Raw genomic sequence first — 14,462 nt, 5'->3', positions numbered from 1 at the left:
TGGGGAAGTTCGGCACCTCGTCGATACCCATGTCGTGCGCTTCGATCGATCTGGATGGCTCCGCTTGGAAGGTGCCGAACACGCGATCCCATAGCGTTAGGAACAGGCCGAAATTGCAGTCGCCCTCCTTGCCCCAGTTGATGTGGTGCAAGTGGTGGATCCGGCCGATCGATAAGTGATTGCGGAACGGCCCCAACACGTAGGCGACGGGCACCATGGACGCGATCGAGTGCCGCCATCGACTCTGGAACCTGAGGTTATTTGAGTCAATCAATGCATCGCCACCTGCCGCGCGGACTTGATCGTCTCGACGAGCTTCTCGGGCTCGGTGACGGGCGCCGAGCATTGCGGGCCTAAGCACACATAGGCGGTTGTCTTGCCGTCGACTGGGGCTTTGCCGAACGCGGGCGATGAGGACGGCAGCGTCTCGTCGCCCCAGACCTCGTCCACCACGACATTGGGCAGCGACACGTCGCGAAGCGCGGCGCGCATCCCTGCGACGTGTCCGCCCTCAGGCACCATGAGGACGACGAGTGCCGGCGCCATCGTGTCGATCGCCGCGGCGAGCATGCCCGAATGCGCCACGGGGTTGCCTGTGAGCGCAACACCGAAACGCCGCAGCATCTCATGGGCGCGTTCCACGTAGCGCGCTTCGCCGGTCCACAACGATAGTGCGATGAGGTTCGAGATCATCATGGCGTTGGCGTTGGGTGTTGCGTCATCGAGGCCGGAGAACGGCCGCACGATGAGATCGTCCGTGTCGTCGGCGGCAAGACAGTATCCGCCAAGCTCATCCGACCAGTAGTGCTCGTCGAGAATGTGCGTCCAGGCGCAGGCCTGTTCCACATATTCCGGATTGTTGTCCGCGTTGGTGAGCGCCAGTGCGGCCGCGATCATATTGGCGTAGTCGCTCGCGGTGGCCGGCGCCTTGGCACGCCCGTCGCGATAAGCGTGGGTGAGGCGCCCGTCAGTGGTCATTTGTGTAAAGACGAAATCGAACGCGGCCTCCGCAGCGGCGAGCCATTCGGGTTTATCGAAGGCGGCGCCGGCATTGGCGAGCGCTGTGATCATGAGTCCGTTCCAGTCGGCCAGCACTTTGTCGTCGAAGCCGGGACGCACGCGCGCTTCACGACGCGCTAAGAGTTTGCCGCGCAGCTCGGCAAGCTTTGCTTCCGTCTTGTCGTCGCGCAATTTGAGCGCATCGAGCCGATTGAGAATGTTTTGGCCTTCGAAATTGCCGCCCTCGGTAACGCCGTAGACTTCGGCGAAGAGTTGCGCATCGTCCGCGCCCAAAACATCGACAATTTCGGCTTCGCTCCACACATAGAACTTGCCTTCCTCGCCTTCGGAATCCGCATCGAGCGATGAGGCGAACGCGCCGTCCTTCGTCACCATCTCGCGCAATAGCCAATCGACCGTCTCGTTCACGCGCTCAGCGTAAAGCCGTGTCTTGTCCTCGCGCCAGGCCTCGGTGAGAAGCTCGACAAGAAGCGCGTTGTCGTAAAGCATCTTCTCGAAATGCGGCACGAGCCATTGTTCGTCGACGCTGTAGCGCGCGAAGCCGCCGCCGAGATGATCGTAGATGCCGCCTTGCGCGATGTTCGTCAGCGTGACGTGCACGGCCTCGCGCGGGTTCGATAAACCGTAGCGCAAGGCAGCGCGCCACAGGAAGGCGAAGAACTGCGTTTGCGGAAACTTCGGTGCGCCGCGCATGCCGCCGGTCACCGGATCGACGGCTTGCAGAAATCGCGTGGCAGCATTGGCGAGTGTTTCGTCGTTGATCGCCATGGACGCGCCGCCGTCCTGGGCGCGGGGGCGTAAGGCTTCGGTGATCGCGTCGGCATTGCTGCGGACCTTGTCCGGTTCGTCGCGGAAGACCTGCGCCACAGTAGTCAGTACACTGACGAAAGCGGGTCTCCCATAGCGGCCGTCCTTCGGAAAATAGGTGCCGCCCCAGAAGGGCTCCCCGTCGGGCGTGAGGAACATGGTCAGCGGCCAGCCGCCCTGTTCGCCGATCCGGTGCAGCGCGCTCATGTAGATCGTGTCGACGTCCGGGCGCTCCTCGCGGTCGACCTTGATGTTGACGAACAGGTCGTTCATCACCTTGGCGGTCTCTTCGTCCTCGAAGCTCTCATGGGCCATCACATGGCACCAATGGCAGGCGGCGTAGCCGATCGACAGGAGGATGGGCTTGTTCGCTGCCTTGGCTTCGGCGAACGCCTCCCGTCCCCAGGCGTGCCAATGGACAGGATTGTCCTTGTGCTGCAGGAGGTAGGGGCTGGTCTCCGCCTTGAGCTGATTACCGGGGCCGTTTTCCATGGCCTCAAGGATACTCCATGAGCCGCACGATCGCAGATCAAGCTGTGCCCGAAAGCGGCGGCACCATCGTCGCGCCGGCGTCAGGTGCCGGGCCTTCAGCCGTTGCGGTGGTCCGCGTGTCGGGTCCGCGCACGCGCGCCGTGCTCGAAGCGCTCGTCGGGACTGTGCCCGAGCCGCGCCAGGCGAGCTTGCGGAAGCTGGCCGACATCGACCGCGGTCTCGTTTTGTGGTTTCCGGCCCCGCGCAGCTTTACCGGCGACGACATGGCCGAGCTTCAGGTTCATGGCAGCCGCGCCGTGGTGCAGGCGCTTGTGGAGGCGGTGCTCGAAGTTGAAGGCACGCGCCTCGCCGAGCCCGGCGAGTTCGCAAGGCGAGCCTTCGAGAACGGCAAGCTCGATCTCACCGAGGTCGAGGGGCTGGCCGATCTCGTCAATGCGGAGACCGAAGCCCAGAGGCGTCAGGCGCTGGCCCAAAGCGAAGGCGCGCTCCGCCGTCTCTATGAAGGCTGGCGCGCCGAGCTGGTTCAAGCGCAAAGCCTCATGGAAGCCGGGCTCGACTTCGCCGACGAGGCCGATGTCGCGGCCAATGTCAGCGCCAAGGCCGCCGCGATCGTGGTGCCGCTGCTTCAGTCGATTGAGAGCCATCTTGCTGACCGCAGCGGCGAGGTGTTGCGCGATGGCCTCCGGGTCGTCATCGCAGGGCCAACCAATGCCGGCAAGTCGTCGCTCCTCAATGCGCTGGCCAAGCGCGATGTCGCCATCGTCTCCGAAGAGGCCGGCACCACCCGCGACGTGATCGAAGTGCATCTGGATGTTGGCGGGCTCCCGGTCATCCTTGCGGATACTGCGGGGATAAGATCGGGGATAAGTCCGGTCGAGACCGAAGGCATAAGGCGGGCCTTCGCTCGGGCGGAGGACGCCGATCTCGTCCTCTGGGTCGTCGACGGGACGAGCCCGGTTTTCGAGCCCCCGGAGGCGCTTGCCCAAAAGCCAATTCTGCGTGCCCTGAATAAGGCCGATATCACCCCGGAATTGGCCCCTAAAGACGCCGCAAAATGCCCTTTGCGCCTATCGGCCAAGACCGGCGAAGGGCTCGAGGGCTTGATTGGCGGCCTGGAGGCGGCCGCACGGGACAGAATCGGGGCTTCTAGTGGGGCCCCCATCACCAGGGCCCGGCACCGGGCCGAACTTGTGTCAACGGCGGACGCCCTGAAACGCTTTGTTAACCATGATCTCGGCCCCGAGCTCGCCGCCGAGGAGCTCCGCCTTGCCGCCAGCCATCTCGGCCGCCTCACCGGCACGATCGGCGTGGAGGAGGTGCTGGGCGCCATCTTCGCCGAGTTCTGCATCGGCAAGTAGCTCGGCAAGGAGCGCGGCAAGCAGCCGCCACCGCGTTGATTTGATTCACGTGAAACACTCCCCGGCCGGCGCTTTGACGGGAGCCCTCCGACCCACTACTTACCGCCCATGAGCCAGGTTTCTAGGGGCAAGAACTTTGACGTCATCGTCATCGGTGGTGGCCATGCGGGCTGCGAGGCCGCTTCCGCTTCCGCGCGCATGGGCGCGGCAACTGCCCTCCTCACCCACCGTTTCGATACGATCGGCGAGATGTCCTGCAACCCCGCCATTGGCGGTCTCGGCAAGGGCCACCTGGTGCGCGAGATCGATGCCCTCGACGGTCTCATGGGCAAAGTGGCGGATGCAGCCGGAATCCAGTTCCGCGTCCTGAACAAGTCCAAGGGCCCTGCCGTTCAAGGCCCCCGCGCCCAGGCCGACCGCAAGCTCTACCGCGCGGCCATGCAAGGCGCGATCTCCGAGACCCCCAATCTCGAAGTCATCGAGGCCGCGGTCGACGACATCGTAGTCGAGGCCGGCGAGGTCACAGGTGTGGTGACGTCGGACGGCCGCCACTTCGGCGCCGGCGCCGTGGTGCTGACCACCGGCACGTTCCTGCGCGGGCTCATCCATATTGGCGAAACGAAGATCCCCGCCGGCCGCATGGGCGAGGCCCCGGCCCTCGGTCTCTCCGAGCGGCTTTACGGGCTGGGACTGCGCATGGGGCGCCTGAAGACCGGTACGCCGCCTCGCCTCGACGGCCGCACCATTCAATGGAACCGCCTGCAAATGCAGCCGGGCGATACGCGGCCCGTGCCATTCTCCTTCCTCACCAAAGAGATCACCACGCCCCAGGTGCCCTGCCACATCACGCACACGAGCGAAGAGACGCATCGCGTCATCGCTGGCAATCTCGACCGCGCGCCCATCTATTCGGGCGACATCGATAGCGTCGGCCCGCGCTATTGCCCCTCCATCGAAGACAAGGTCGTCCGCTTCAAGGGGCGTGGCAGCCATCAGATCTTCCTCGAGCCCGAAGGCCTCGACGACCACACAGTCTATCCCAACGGCATTTCGACCTCGCTCCCCGAGGACGTGCAGCACGCCTTCCTCAAGACCATTCCTGGGCTGGAGCAAGCCGAAGTCATCCGGCCCGGCTACGCCATTGAGTACGACTACGTGGACCCACGCGAGCTTCACATCAGCCTTCAGACCAAGGCCGTGGCGCGGCTGTTTCTCGCCGGCCAGATCAACGGCACCACGGGCTACGAGGAGGCGGCAGGCCAGGGTCTGGTCGCGGGCGTCAATGCCGCGCTGACCGCCTCCGGCGCTGCGGACGGTTTCACTGTCACCCGCGCGGATGGCTATCTCGGCGTGATGATCGATGACCTCGTCACGCGTGGTGTCACCGAGCCGTACCGCATGTTCACGAGCCGTGCGGAGTACCGGCTGATGTTGCGTGCCGACAATGCCGACCAGCGCCTCACGCCGCTTGGGCTCGACATTGGCTGTGTCGGTGAAACGCGCCGTGTCGCGTTCGCCGCAAAGACGGCGAAGCTCGAGGCCGGCGCCGCACTGCTGCGCGGTCTCACCCTGACGCCGAACGAAGCCGCGAAGGCAGGGCTCACCATCAATCGCGATGGACGCCGGCGCAGCGCCTTCGACCTACTCAGCTTCCCCGAGATCGATCTGCCCCGCCTGGCCGGTATCTGGCCGGAGATTGGTGAGCTCGACGCCGTCACCGCGCGCCAGCTCGCAGTCGATGCGCGCTACGCCGTCTACATCGCGCGCCAAAAAATGGACGTCGCCGCGTTCCGTAAGGACGAGAAAATCGCCATTCCGGACGGCTTCGCTTACGACGGTCTGCAGGGGCTCTCCAACGAGCTCCGCCAGAAGCTCGAAAGCCACAAGCCCGCAAGCTTGGGCCAGGCAGCGCGTCTCGATGGCATGACGCCGGCTGCCTTGATGCTGCTCCTCGCGCATCTCAAAAAAGGCGCAGCGGCGAAAAGCGCATGAGTGCGCGGCGTAAAGGGCCCATCCTCATCGACGGTCCGGAGTCGTTCGCCGAAGCCTTTAATGTTCCACATGAAACAATTCACAGGCTGACCCGCTACGCGGACCTGCTCGCCCACTGGCAGAAATCCATCAATCTCGTCGCGCCCTCGACGCTCCCAGAGCTGTGGTCGCGGCACTTCGCCGACTCCGCGCAACTGCTTGGCCTTGCGCCTGAGGCGCGACTCTGGCTCGATCTTGGATCGGGCGCCGGCTTTCCGGGCCTGGTGGTTGCTATTCTGCAGAAAGACCTGCCGGATTTCCGCATGAGCCTGGTCGAGTCGAATACCAAGAAATGCGCGTTTCTCGCCGAGGTCGTGCGCGCCACGGAGGCCCCTGTGGACATCCACGCTATGCGTATTGAACAGCTTGCCGAAAAAGCTCAAAGCCTAATACCAGACGTGGTCTGCGCCCGCGCGCTCGCGCCGCTGCCGCGTCTCCTAGAGCTCGCAGAGCCGTTCTTCGGGGAAGGAACCAGGGGGCTGTTCCTGAAAGGTCGCGCGACAGAGGCCGAGGTTGAGGCCGCGAAAGCCGGGTGGGATTTTAAGTCCCGCCGGCATCGCAGCCTGACGGCTGACGACGCCTTCATCGTCGAGGTGACGAACGTGCGCCGGAGAGTGTCATGAGCCGCGCCAAGACACGCATCATCGCACTCGCCAATCAGAAGGGCGGCGTCGGCAAGACCACGACCGCCATCAATCTCGGTACGGCCTTGGCCGCCGTCGGAGAGCGAGTGCTGATCGTCGATCTCGACCCGCAAGGCAACGCCTCGACCGGACTTGGCATCGAGGCCCGCGAGAAGTCCACCTTCGACGTTCTGACAGGCGATGCGACGATCATGGAAGCCAAGGTGGCGACCCATGTTCCGCGGCTTTCCATCGTTCCCGCAACGATAGATCTCATGTCGTTCGAGCGGGAATCCGCAAACGCCAACGGCAAGCACTACCGCTTCCGCGACTGCCTTGCCGCGCTGGCCGCCGCCGAGGACCCGGAACATCGGACCACCTATGTTCTCGTCGACTGCCCGCCGTCGCTTAATCTGCTGACGTTAAATGCGCTGGCCGCCGCGGACGCCGTCTTGGTCCCACTGCAATGTGAGTTCTTTGCGCTTGAAGGCCTCGCGCAGCTCCTCAGCACCGTCGAAGAGATCCGGGTTCGGCTGAACCCGAAGCTGCGCATCCACGGCGTGGTTCTCACCATGTACGACCAGCGCACCAGCCTGTCCGACCAGGTGGTGGAGGACGTGCGCGCGGTGCTTGGCGACAAGGTCTACGCGACGGTCATTCCGCGTAATGTGCGCGTGGCGGAGTCACCTTCCCACGGAAAGCCGGTGCTGCTTTACGACTACAAGTGCACCGGCAGCCAAGCCTATATCCAGCTCGCCTCTGAGGTGATCGAGCGCGAGCGCCGGATGAGGGCGGCATGATGCAGATGAATCGGCCCCAGCGGGCCTGAAGCTTGGAGAGAAGGACATGGCGGTCAGCGCACAGAAGAAGCGGTTGGGGCGGAGCTTGGCCTCGCTCATTGGCGACGAGGCCGATGGGGCCGGCCTTCAGGCCGAGGACCAGCGCGCCGTTCCGCTGTCGTCCCTAAAGGCGAGCCGCTTCAACCCGCGCCGGGACTTCTCGAACGAGCAACTGGACGAGCTCGCTGCGTCGATCCGCGAGCGGGGGCTGGTGCAGCCGCTTGTCGTGCGTCCACTGGGCGGCGGCGACCGCTACGAGATAGTCGCCGGCGAGCGCCGTTGGCGTGCCGCGCAACGCGCCAACCTGCACGAGGTGCCGGTCATCGTTCGGGCGTTGTCCGACAAGGAAGCGATCGAGATCGCCATCATCGAGAACGTCCAGCGCGAGGACCTCAACGCCATCGAAGAGGGCGAGGGCTATCACGCGCTGATGAAGGGCCACGACTACACCCAAGAGGATCTTGCCAAGGTCATGGGCAAGAGCCGCAGCCATCTGGCCAACACGCTGCGCCTCCTCAAGCTGCCCAAGTCGGTGCAGAGCCTTGTGCGCCAGGGTGAGCTCAGCGCCGGCCACGCCCGCGCCCTGATCGGCAGGCCGGACGCGGCGGCGCTCGCGGCACGTATCGTGAGCGAGGGGTTGACGGTGCGCCAGGTCGAGGCGCTTGCCCAAGACGACAGCGCCAAGCCGAAGCGCAAGAAGGGATCCGGCAAGGACGCCAACACGCGCGCGGCTGAATCTGAACTTCACGACGCGCTCGGACTGAAAGTGGAGATCAAGTCGGGCCGCGGCGAGCGGGGCGAGCTGCGCATTCGCTACACGAACTTGGATCAGTTCGAGGACGTCCGCCGGCGCCTCATGCGCCGTCCGGGACGTTAGACCCGGATGTCAGCCCAGGAACTCTTCCGCCTTGAATAGAGATTTGAACGGAACGCCCGCGCTCGCATAGAGCTCGGCGGCGCCTTCCCCGCGGTCGAGGATGGACATGACGAGCGCGACCTTGGCTCCGGCATCCTCCACCACCTTCACGGCATCCATCGCCGACCCGCCCGTCGTGGTCACGTCCTCCAGGATGATGACCGACTTGCCCGCGATATCGTTGCCGTCTACCCGCTTCTGGGTGCCGTGGTTCTTAACCGCCTTGCGCACGAAGAAGCCGGGCAGGTAGCGGCCGAAGGCTGGACTCTTCATGGCGACAGGCGCGATGAGAGGGACCGCGCCCATCTCCAGGCCGCCCACGGCATCTGCGCTAACATCTTGAATTGCTTGAAGAATTAGCTCAGCCATCAGCTCGGCCCCATCCGGATCGAGCATGGCCGGCTTCATGTCGAAATAGTAGTCGGCCTCCTTGCCAGAGGCGAGCACCACCCGGCCGCGCCGGAACGCCCGTTCCCGGAGGAGCATGAAGAGCTCGTTGCGGTGTTTGAAGGTGGCGGCGTCTTGATCCATGTCGGGTCCCTTTGAGAAAGCCGAACCTCCTTAGGGAGACGCGCGCGTTCCGTCAAATCTTCGACGTCAGCGCCAACAGCAAACGCTCGGCCGACGCGCCTTCAAGATCCGGAGATCGTCGCGTCCGGCGGATTGCTTCCTGGATCAGCGGCAGCGCTTGGGCGAGACGGTGCGCCCCCCAGCGGCGGCAATGGGCCAGGAACATCGGCTCGCGTTTGAAATGCGGGCGGGGGCGCAAGGTGCGAATCGCATCCTCCAGATTGCCGCCGCTCGCTTGCGTCGCAGCGGCGCGCTGAAGTTGCGTGAAGTGACGGGCGAGAGCGCTCAGCGCCAGGGACCGGTTGGTGCCTGCGGCGGCAAGCCGTTGCAATTCGCGCAGCGCGTTTCCCGGTTCGCCTGCGCTCGTGGCATAGACGAAGTCCTCCAGCGCGATCTCCGCCGCGTCGCCGACGATCGCCGCAATGTCGTCGTGGCTGACGCTGCCGCGTCCACGCGCGTAAAGCGCAAGCTTGGCTACTTCCGTGCGCGACATGGCTTGGTCGGCGCCGAGCCGGTTCATCAAATAGGTTTTGGTATCGCGGTCGATGGTCAGCCCGGCGTCGGCGAGTTCCGCATCGATCACCGCCGACAGGTCGCGCTCGTTGGCATAGCAGGGTAGCGCCGCGCCCTCCGCGAGCTTCTCGAACAGCTTACGCAGCCCTGAATCGGGGCGCAGGTTGCCCGCCTCCACGATGAGGGCGTTGTCCGACGGCTCACCCATCAATGCCTTGAGGGACGGCACGTCGAGGCGGTTCCCCGCCGTCACGCGCACCACCTTGGCGGATGCAAACATCGCTTGCGTGCGCAGTTCAATGGCAAGCCGCCCTGGCTCCTCGGCGAAGTCGCGGTCGTTGAGACGGATGGTCTCTGCCGTCGGGCCCAGCCGGTCTGCAAAGGTCTTGGCGAGGGCGGCCCCGCGCTCGGACACAAGCCCGGCGTCAGGCCCGTAGACCAGAACCGCGCGGCATTTGGGATCGGGCGATTTCAGAAAGCGCGCAACGCCTGAGGCTTTGTAAGCAACCATGGCGGCGAGATCCGTGCGTCGGTTTGATTCGAAACGGCCTAAGCCGAGGTCGCAAGGAAAGCCGCGAGTTGCGTCTTGATGCTTTCCGATACGGTCTTCGCTGCGCGATCCTCGGCGTTGTATTTGGCGCGCACATTCGCGAAGATCTCTTGATAGCGGCTATAGGGTGCGCGCGAGATTGCCGTGCCGCGGTGGAGCACCCGTCCTTTGGAATCCAGGAGCGTGTACTTGGCTTCCAGTTGGTAGACCTGCCCTCTGGCATCGCCGCTGATCTGCACGAGCTGGTCGATCACGCTCTCGCGGATCGCAATGTTGAGCTTGAATTTGCGCGGCGCTTCGTAACCGCCGCCGGTGTTGGCGAAGATCAACTCGTTGCGGATCTTCTGGCCGACGCGGCCGGGAATCGGCGTGACGTCGACAGCGGCCATCGCCTCGGTCAGCCTTGTGCCGTTCGCCGTCGTTGAGTTCGAGCCGTAGAGCGGCTGGAACCCGCATCCCGCGAGACCGGATCCGGCCACGACGGCAAGTGCGAACAGCGCAACGGTGGGATTACGCCACGACATTGACGATCCTCTGCGGCACGACCACGACCTTTTTGATCTTACGTCCCCCTATGGCGCGGGCCACATTTTCCAGACCCAGCGCCGCAGCCTCAATATCTTCCTTTGAGGCGTCTCGCGCAATCGTCAATTCGTCCCGCCGCTTGCCATTGACCTGGACGGCGATGGTCACCGTGTCCTCGCTCAGAAGGGCCGAATCGGCCTCCGGCCAGGGTTGCTCGGCCAGGAGGCCTGCGTTTCCTAAGGCAACCCAGGATTCCTCGGCCAAATGAGGCACCATGGGCGCCGCGGCGCGGACCAGAAACTCCGCCGCCTCCCGGACGGCGAATCTCAAATCATCCTTAGGTTGTTTTTCGACTTGTTGCAACGCAGCAGAGAGGGCGTTGGCCAGCTCGTAGATCTGGGCGACGGCTGTGTTGAATCGGAGCTTTTCGATGGCGGAAGTGATTCCCGCCACGGCCTTGTGGGCGGCGCGGCGCAAGGCCTCTGCCTCAGGCCCCATCTCGGCCGGCGGCGCCGTTCCTGCCGCGGCGCCCTTCTCTGCCGCCTCTCCCACCAAGCGCCAAAGCCGCTGCAAAAAGCGATGGGAGCCCTCGACGCCTCCGGACGTCCATTCGATATCGCGCTCGGGCGGGGTGTCGGAGAGCATGAACCAGCGCGCGGTGTCGGCGCCGTAAGCGGCGATGATGCTGTCCGGGTCGACCACGTTCTTCTTCGACTTCGACATGGACTCGACCGGGCCGACAAAGATCGGCGCGCCGGTCTTGGCATGCGTCGCCTTCCCCTCGCCCATCGTTACGTCGTCGGGGAACACCCACTTGCCGTCGGCGTCCTTGTAGGTCTCGTGCGTGACCATGCCTTGGGTGAACAGACCCCGGAACGGTTCGTCGACCGCAACATGTTTTGTCTTGTGCATCGCGCGCGTGAAGAAGCGTGAATAGAGAAGATGCAGGATCGCGTGCTCGACGCCGCCGATATACTGATCGACGGGCAGCCAGTGCCCGACCGCGTTCGTGTTGGTCGGCACGTTCGCCCGCGGCGAGCAGAAGCGCGCGAAGTACCAGGACGAATCGACGAACGTGTCCATTGTGTCGGTCTCGCGCGTCGCCGCCGCGCCGCATTTGGGGCAGGTCACGGTCTTCCATGCCGGGTGATGATCGAGCGGGTTGCCCGGCACGTCGAAGCTCACGTCCTCGGGAAGCTTCACCGGCAGATCGTCCGCCGGCACCGGCACGATCCCGCAAGCCTCGCAATGGATCATGGGGATCGGGCAGCCCCAATAGCGCTGCCGTGAGATACCCCAATCGCGCAAGCGGAACTCGGTCTTGCGTATGCCTTGCGGGCGGCCTGCAACAGTGCGCGCGGCAAGCCGATCCGCCATGGCGTTCTTTGCGTCCGGCACCGCCAGACCATCGAGAAAGTCCGAATTGAACAGGACGCCGCCACCCGTATAGGCCTCCTCGCCGATCTCGAACGTCTTCGGATCCTCGCCGGGCGGCAGGACCACGGGCGTCACGGGACGGCCATAGGCGCGCGCGAACTCCAGGTCGCGCTGGTCGTGCGCAGGACATCCAAAGATCGCGCCCGTGCCGTACTCCATGAGAATGAAGTTGGCGATGTAGACGGGAAGCTCCTCGCCCTCGATCACGGGATGGGCCACACGCACGCCGGTATCGAAGCCCTTCTTCTCGAGCGTCTCGAGCTCGGCCGCGCTCGTGCCGTGATGGTGGCATTCGTCGATGAAGGCTTTCGCGTCGGCGTTCGTGTTTGCGATGGATTGCGCCAGTGCGTGGTCCGGCGCGATCGCCATGAACGCCGCACCGAACAACGTGTCGGGCCGCGTGGTGAACACCTCGATGGTCTCGACACCGTCGGGCGCGGTTCCCGGAACCGTCTCGAACTGCACGAGCGAACCCTCCGAACGTCCGATCCAGTTCGCCTGCATCAGGCGCACTTTCTCCGGCCAGCGGTCGAGCGACTGAAGCGCATCCAACAGGTCTTGCGCGTAGTCGGTGATCTTGAACACCCATTCGGGTTGCTCGCGCTGCTCGACCAATGCGCCGGAGCGCCAGCCCCGCCCGTCGATCACCTGTTCGTTGGCGAGCACGGTGTTGTCGACGGGGTCCCAATTCACCTTCCGCGTCTTGCGGTCGACAAGCCCCGCATCGAGCATGTCGAGGAATAGCCGCTGCTGCTGGTGGTAGTACTCCAGGTCGCAGGTCGCCAGCTCCCGGGACCAGTCGAGCGAGAGCCCCATGCTCTTCAGCTGGCCGCGCATGGTGGCGATGTTGTCGTAGGTCCATTTGGCCGGATGCACGCCGCGCTCGATGGCGGCGTTCTCCGCCGGCAGGCCGAAAGCGTCCCAGCCCATGGGATGGAGCACGTTGTGGCCCTTCGCCCGCATAAAGCGGGCCACCACATCGCCCATCGTGTAGTTCCGCACATGGCCCATATGGATGCGCCCAGACGGGTACGGGAACATCTCAAGAACGTAGTATTTCGGCCGCTGGTCGTCCTCGCTGGCCTGGAAGACGCCCTTGGTCTCCCACGCCTCCTGCCAGTGCTTCTCACGTTTCGGCGCGTCGTAGCGGTCGGCGGCCATCTATCCTATCCATCCAATCCAATGATGCGGCGCAGCAATCGAACCCAAATGCTAAGGCCGGTCAAGGCGCGCTAGAGACGCGCGTCGCTGGCGATACCCGCGATAACCAAGATGTCTGCTAGGTACCCTGCATGAGTGACGAACGCCACACCGCGACGGATATTCCGGGACGCTTGCGTCAGGTCGAAAGCGAGATCGCCGCGGCAGCCAAAGCCGCCGGGCGCGACGCGGGCGCGGTCAAGCTGATTGCCGTCAGCAAGACGATGCCCGCGGCCCCCATCGAGGACGCAATTGCCGCGGGTCAACGTGTGTTCGGCGAGAACCGCGTGCAAGAAGCTTTAGGCAAGTGGCCGGCGCTGAAAGAGCAGCATCCCGACGTCGCGCTTCACCTCATCGGGCCGCTTCAGACCAACAAGGTGAAAGACGCGATCGCGCTCTTCGATGTCATTGAGACGCTCGACCGGCCAAAGCTTGCCCGCGTGCTTGCCGAGGCGTTGGAACAGACGGGACTGCGCCCCCGCCTCTTCGTGCAGGTGAACACGGGCGAAGAGCCGCAGAAGGCTGGCCTCGCTCCCGCCGACACGGAAGAGTTCGTCGAGCTCTGCCGTGACACGTATGGCCTCACCATAGACGGCCTCATGTGCATTCCGCCCATCGACGAAGAGCCGTCCATGCACTTCGCGCTTCTCGCCAAGCTTGCGCAACGTCTCGGGCTCGACGAGCTCAGCATGGGCATGAGCGGCGACTTCGAAAAAGCAATCGCGTTCGGCGCGACATATGTCCGTGTCGGCACCGCGATCTTCGGCGCCCGCCCTCCTCTTCGCTAGCGCATCACCAAGAACGACGACCCGCGTCTGGTCTCGGCGAGCACGGCGGCCATGTCCGACTTGGAGAATGCGATGCAGCCGGCGGTCGGTGTGTACCCCTCGCGCGCCAGGTGCACGAAGATTGCGCTACCGCGTCCCTTGATGCATGGCCGGTCATTGTAGCCGAGCACGAGGATGTAGTCGTAGAGCGCATCCTTGCGCATCAAACTGTCGGCGCCACTTTGCGCGGCAAGGCGAACGAGACGATTGTAGTTGCGGTCGTGCGGATTCTCGCACCAGCCGTCGTCGGCGCGAATGGCGCGGACCGGGACGCCCACGCGCGGCCGGGAAACCCGATCGGCGCGATACAGAACGAGACGGACAGGGAAGCGGCCAAGTGGCGTACCCTCGTCGCCCTCTCGTTTGAGTGGTCGAACGCTTCCACGGCCTATGGCCGCGGGCCGGATGCCGTGGCTGAGCTGCACCCGGGCTTGGGCGGGGCGCCCGGGCGCCCGGCGCACGATAATGGGGCGAATCCGCCTAACTCCCATGGAATACGCCTCTTTTGGCCCGCGGGTCCCGCCCGTCACGCTTGTCGCCGGGCCATACCCCCCTTACAAACATCATCTGGATTCGCCTTGAGACTGGCCACAAGGACCCTCCCCAAAGGACACCCCAATGAGCAATGCGCGTAAGATCCTCATCATCGACGATGACGACGAGCTTCGCGAGTCCTTGAGCGAGCAATTGTCGCTGCATGAGGAATTCGAGACCGACCTCGCGCCGACGGCGCAAGACGGGCTGAAGCAGGCGC

The 14,462-nt window shown here is 64.5% G+C and carries 13 protein-coding genes and 1 pseudogene; 7 read left to right on the top strand and 7 right to left on the bottom strand.

Going from position 1 to position 14,462, the window contains the following annotated elements:
- Together ABY454_RS10280 and ABY454_RS10275 are read right to left on the bottom strand one after the other, a co-directional pair.
- Window positions 1-217, bottom strand: a 217-nt coding sequence (locus tag ABY454_RS10280; protein WP_372930410.1) for a sterol desaturase family protein, incomplete at its 3' end; no start/stop codon positions are given.
- Window positions 218-270: 53 nt separating this feature from the next.
- Window positions 271-2,319, bottom strand: coding sequence for a thioredoxin domain-containing protein (locus ABY454_RS10275; RefSeq protein ID WP_372930408.1), 2,049 nt, complete (start codon window positions 2,317-2,319; stop codon window positions 271-273).
- A gap of 17 nt (window positions 2,320-2,336) precedes the next feature.
- Here ABY454_RS10275 and mnmE point away from each other — a divergent pair, with 17 nt between their 5' ends.
- The 5 genes from mnmE to ABY454_RS10250 all read left to right on the top strand — a co-directional run bounded on the left by mnmE (window position 2,337) and on the right by ABY454_RS10250 (window position 8,047).
- Complete coding sequence (gene mnmE, locus ABY454_RS10270; RefSeq protein ID WP_372930406.1) at window positions 2,337-3,677, top strand: tRNA uridine-5-carboxymethylaminomethyl(34) synthesis GTPase MnmE; 1,341 nt, start codon at window positions 2,337-2,339, stop codon at window positions 3,675-3,677.
- A 108-nt stretch (window positions 3,678-3,785) separates the two neighbouring features.
- On the top strand, window positions 3,786-5,669 hold the full coding sequence (gene mnmG, locus ABY454_RS10265; protein ID WP_372930404.1) for a tRNA uridine-5-carboxymethylaminomethyl(34) synthesis enzyme MnmG: 1,884 nt from the start codon (window positions 3,786-3,788) through the stop codon (window positions 5,667-5,669).
- On the top strand, window positions 5,666-6,331 hold the full coding sequence (gene rsmG, locus ABY454_RS10260) for a 16S rRNA (guanine(527)-N(7))-methyltransferase RsmG (RefSeq protein WP_372930402.1): 666 nt from the start codon (window positions 5,666-5,668) through the stop codon (window positions 6,329-6,331). Before mnmG ends, rsmG begins: the two co-directional genes overlap by 4 nt.
- Window positions 6,328-7,131 (top strand): ParA family protein, encoded by an 804-nt coding sequence (locus ABY454_RS10255; RefSeq protein ID WP_372930401.1) that lies wholly within the window; start codon window positions 6,328-6,330, stop codon window positions 7,129-7,131. Before rsmG ends, ABY454_RS10255 begins: the two co-directional genes overlap by 4 nt.
- 46 nt (window positions 7,132-7,177) lie before the next feature.
- The gene (locus tag ABY454_RS10250) at window positions 7,178-8,047 is read left to right on the top strand and encodes a ParB/RepB/Spo0J family partition protein (RefSeq protein ID WP_372930399.1); all 870 of its coding nucleotides are present in this window, start codon (window positions 7,178-7,180) and stop codon (window positions 8,045-8,047) included.
- 9 nt (window positions 8,048-8,056) lie between these two features.
- On the opposite strand, the gene pyrE is transcribed toward ABY454_RS10250, so the two are convergent.
- From pyrE to leuS, 4 genes are read right to left on the bottom strand one after another with little or no spacing between them, the layout of a single operon-like run.
- Window positions 8,057-8,617 (bottom strand): orotate phosphoribosyltransferase, encoded by a 561-nt coding sequence (pyrE, locus tag ABY454_RS10245; protein ID WP_372930397.1) that lies wholly within the window; start codon window positions 8,615-8,617, stop codon window positions 8,057-8,059.
- A 52-nt stretch (window positions 8,618-8,669) separates the two neighbouring features.
- A complete protein-coding gene (gene holA / locus ABY454_RS10240; protein WP_372930395.1) occupies window positions 8,670-9,680 on the bottom strand; it encodes a DNA polymerase III subunit delta in 1,011 nt (336 codons plus the stop codon).
- Window positions 9,681-9,718: 38 nt separating this feature from the next.
- Window positions 9,719-10,243, bottom strand: a complete 525-nt coding sequence (locus ABY454_RS10235) for a hypothetical protein (protein ID WP_372930393.1) — start codon at window positions 10,241-10,243, stop codon at window positions 9,719-9,721.
- Window positions 10,230-12,842 carry a leucine--tRNA ligase gene (leuS, locus tag ABY454_RS10230; protein ID WP_372930392.1) on the bottom strand — a complete coding sequence of 871 codons (2,613 nt, stop codon included), beginning with the start codon at window positions 12,840-12,842 and terminating at the stop codon, window positions 10,230-10,232. The genes ABY454_RS10235 and leuS overlap by 14 nt, the downstream gene beginning before the upstream one ends.
- Before the next feature lie 131 nt (window positions 12,843-12,973).
- Between leuS and ABY454_RS10225 the strand changes: the two genes are divergently transcribed.
- Window positions 12,974-13,669 (top strand): YggS family pyridoxal phosphate-dependent enzyme, encoded by a 696-nt coding sequence (locus tag ABY454_RS10225; protein ID WP_372930390.1) that lies wholly within the window; start codon window positions 12,974-12,976, stop codon window positions 13,667-13,669.
- Here the strand turns inward: ABY454_RS10225 and ABY454_RS10220 are convergent.
- Complete coding sequence (locus tag ABY454_RS10220) at window positions 13,666-14,199, bottom strand: L,D-transpeptidase (RefSeq protein WP_372930388.1); 534 nt, start codon at window positions 14,197-14,199, stop codon at window positions 13,666-13,668. The genes ABY454_RS10225 and ABY454_RS10220 overlap by 4 nt on opposite strands.
- 127 nt (window positions 14,200-14,326) lie before the next feature.
- On the opposite strand from ABY454_RS10220, the pseudogene ABY454_RS10215 reads away from it, so the two are divergent.
- Window positions 14,327-14,462 (top strand): annotated as a pseudogene (locus ABY454_RS10215) (DNA-binding response regulator); the annotation flags it as partial.

The sequence above is a fragment of the Methyloceanibacter sp. genome, assembly GCF_041573655.1.
Taxonomy (GTDB): Bacteria; Pseudomonadota; Alphaproteobacteria; order Rhizobiales; family Methyloligellaceae; genus Methyloceanibacter.
The sequence above is the reverse complement of the archived record's forward strand: the minus strand, read 5'-3'. Positions and strand labels throughout refer to the sequence as shown.

Bases quoted from the DNA above. Each gene is read 5' to 3' on its own strand.
- ABY454_RS10275 (WP_372930408.1), bottom strand. From the start codon at position 2,319: ATGGAAAACGGCCCCGGTAATCAGCTCAAGGCGGAGACCAGCCCCTAC.
- mnmE (WP_372930406.1), top strand. From the start codon at position 2,337: ATGAGCCGCACGATCGCAGATCAAGCTGTGCCCGAAAGCGGCGGCACC.
- mnmG (WP_372930404.1), top strand. From the start codon at position 3,786: ATGAGCCAGGTTTCTAGGGGCAAGAACTTTGACGTCATCGTCATCGGT.
- rsmG (WP_372930402.1), top strand. From the start codon at position 5,666: ATGAGTGCGCGGCGTAAAGGGCCCATCCTCATCGACGGTCCGGAGTCG.
- ABY454_RS10255 (WP_372930401.1), top strand. From the start codon at position 6,328: ATGAGCCGCGCCAAGACACGCATCATCGCACTCGCCAATCAGAAGGGC.
- ABY454_RS10250 (WP_372930399.1), top strand. From the start codon at position 7,178: ATGGCGGTCAGCGCACAGAAGAAGCGGTTGGGGCGGAGCTTGGCCTCG.
- pyrE (WP_372930397.1), bottom strand. From the start codon at position 8,617: ATGGATCAAGACGCCGCCACCTTCAAACACCGCAACGAGCTCTTCATG.
- holA (WP_372930395.1), bottom strand. From the start codon at position 9,680: ATGGTTGCTTACAAAGCCTCAGGCGTTGCGCGCTTTCTGAAATCGCCC.
- ABY454_RS10235 (WP_372930393.1), bottom strand. From the start codon at position 10,243: ATGTCGTGGCGTAATCCCACCGTTGCGCTGTTCGCACTTGCCGTCGTG.
- leuS (WP_372930392.1), bottom strand. From the start codon at position 12,842: ATGGCCGCCGACCGCTACGACGCGCCGAAACGTGAGAAGCACTGGCAG.
- ABY454_RS10225 (WP_372930390.1), top strand. From the start codon at position 12,974: ATGAGTGACGAACGCCACACCGCGACGGATATTCCGGGACGCTTGCGT.
- ABY454_RS10220 (WP_372930388.1), bottom strand. From the start codon at position 14,199: ATGGGAGTTAGGCGGATTCGCCCCATTATCGTGCGCCGGGCGCCCGGG.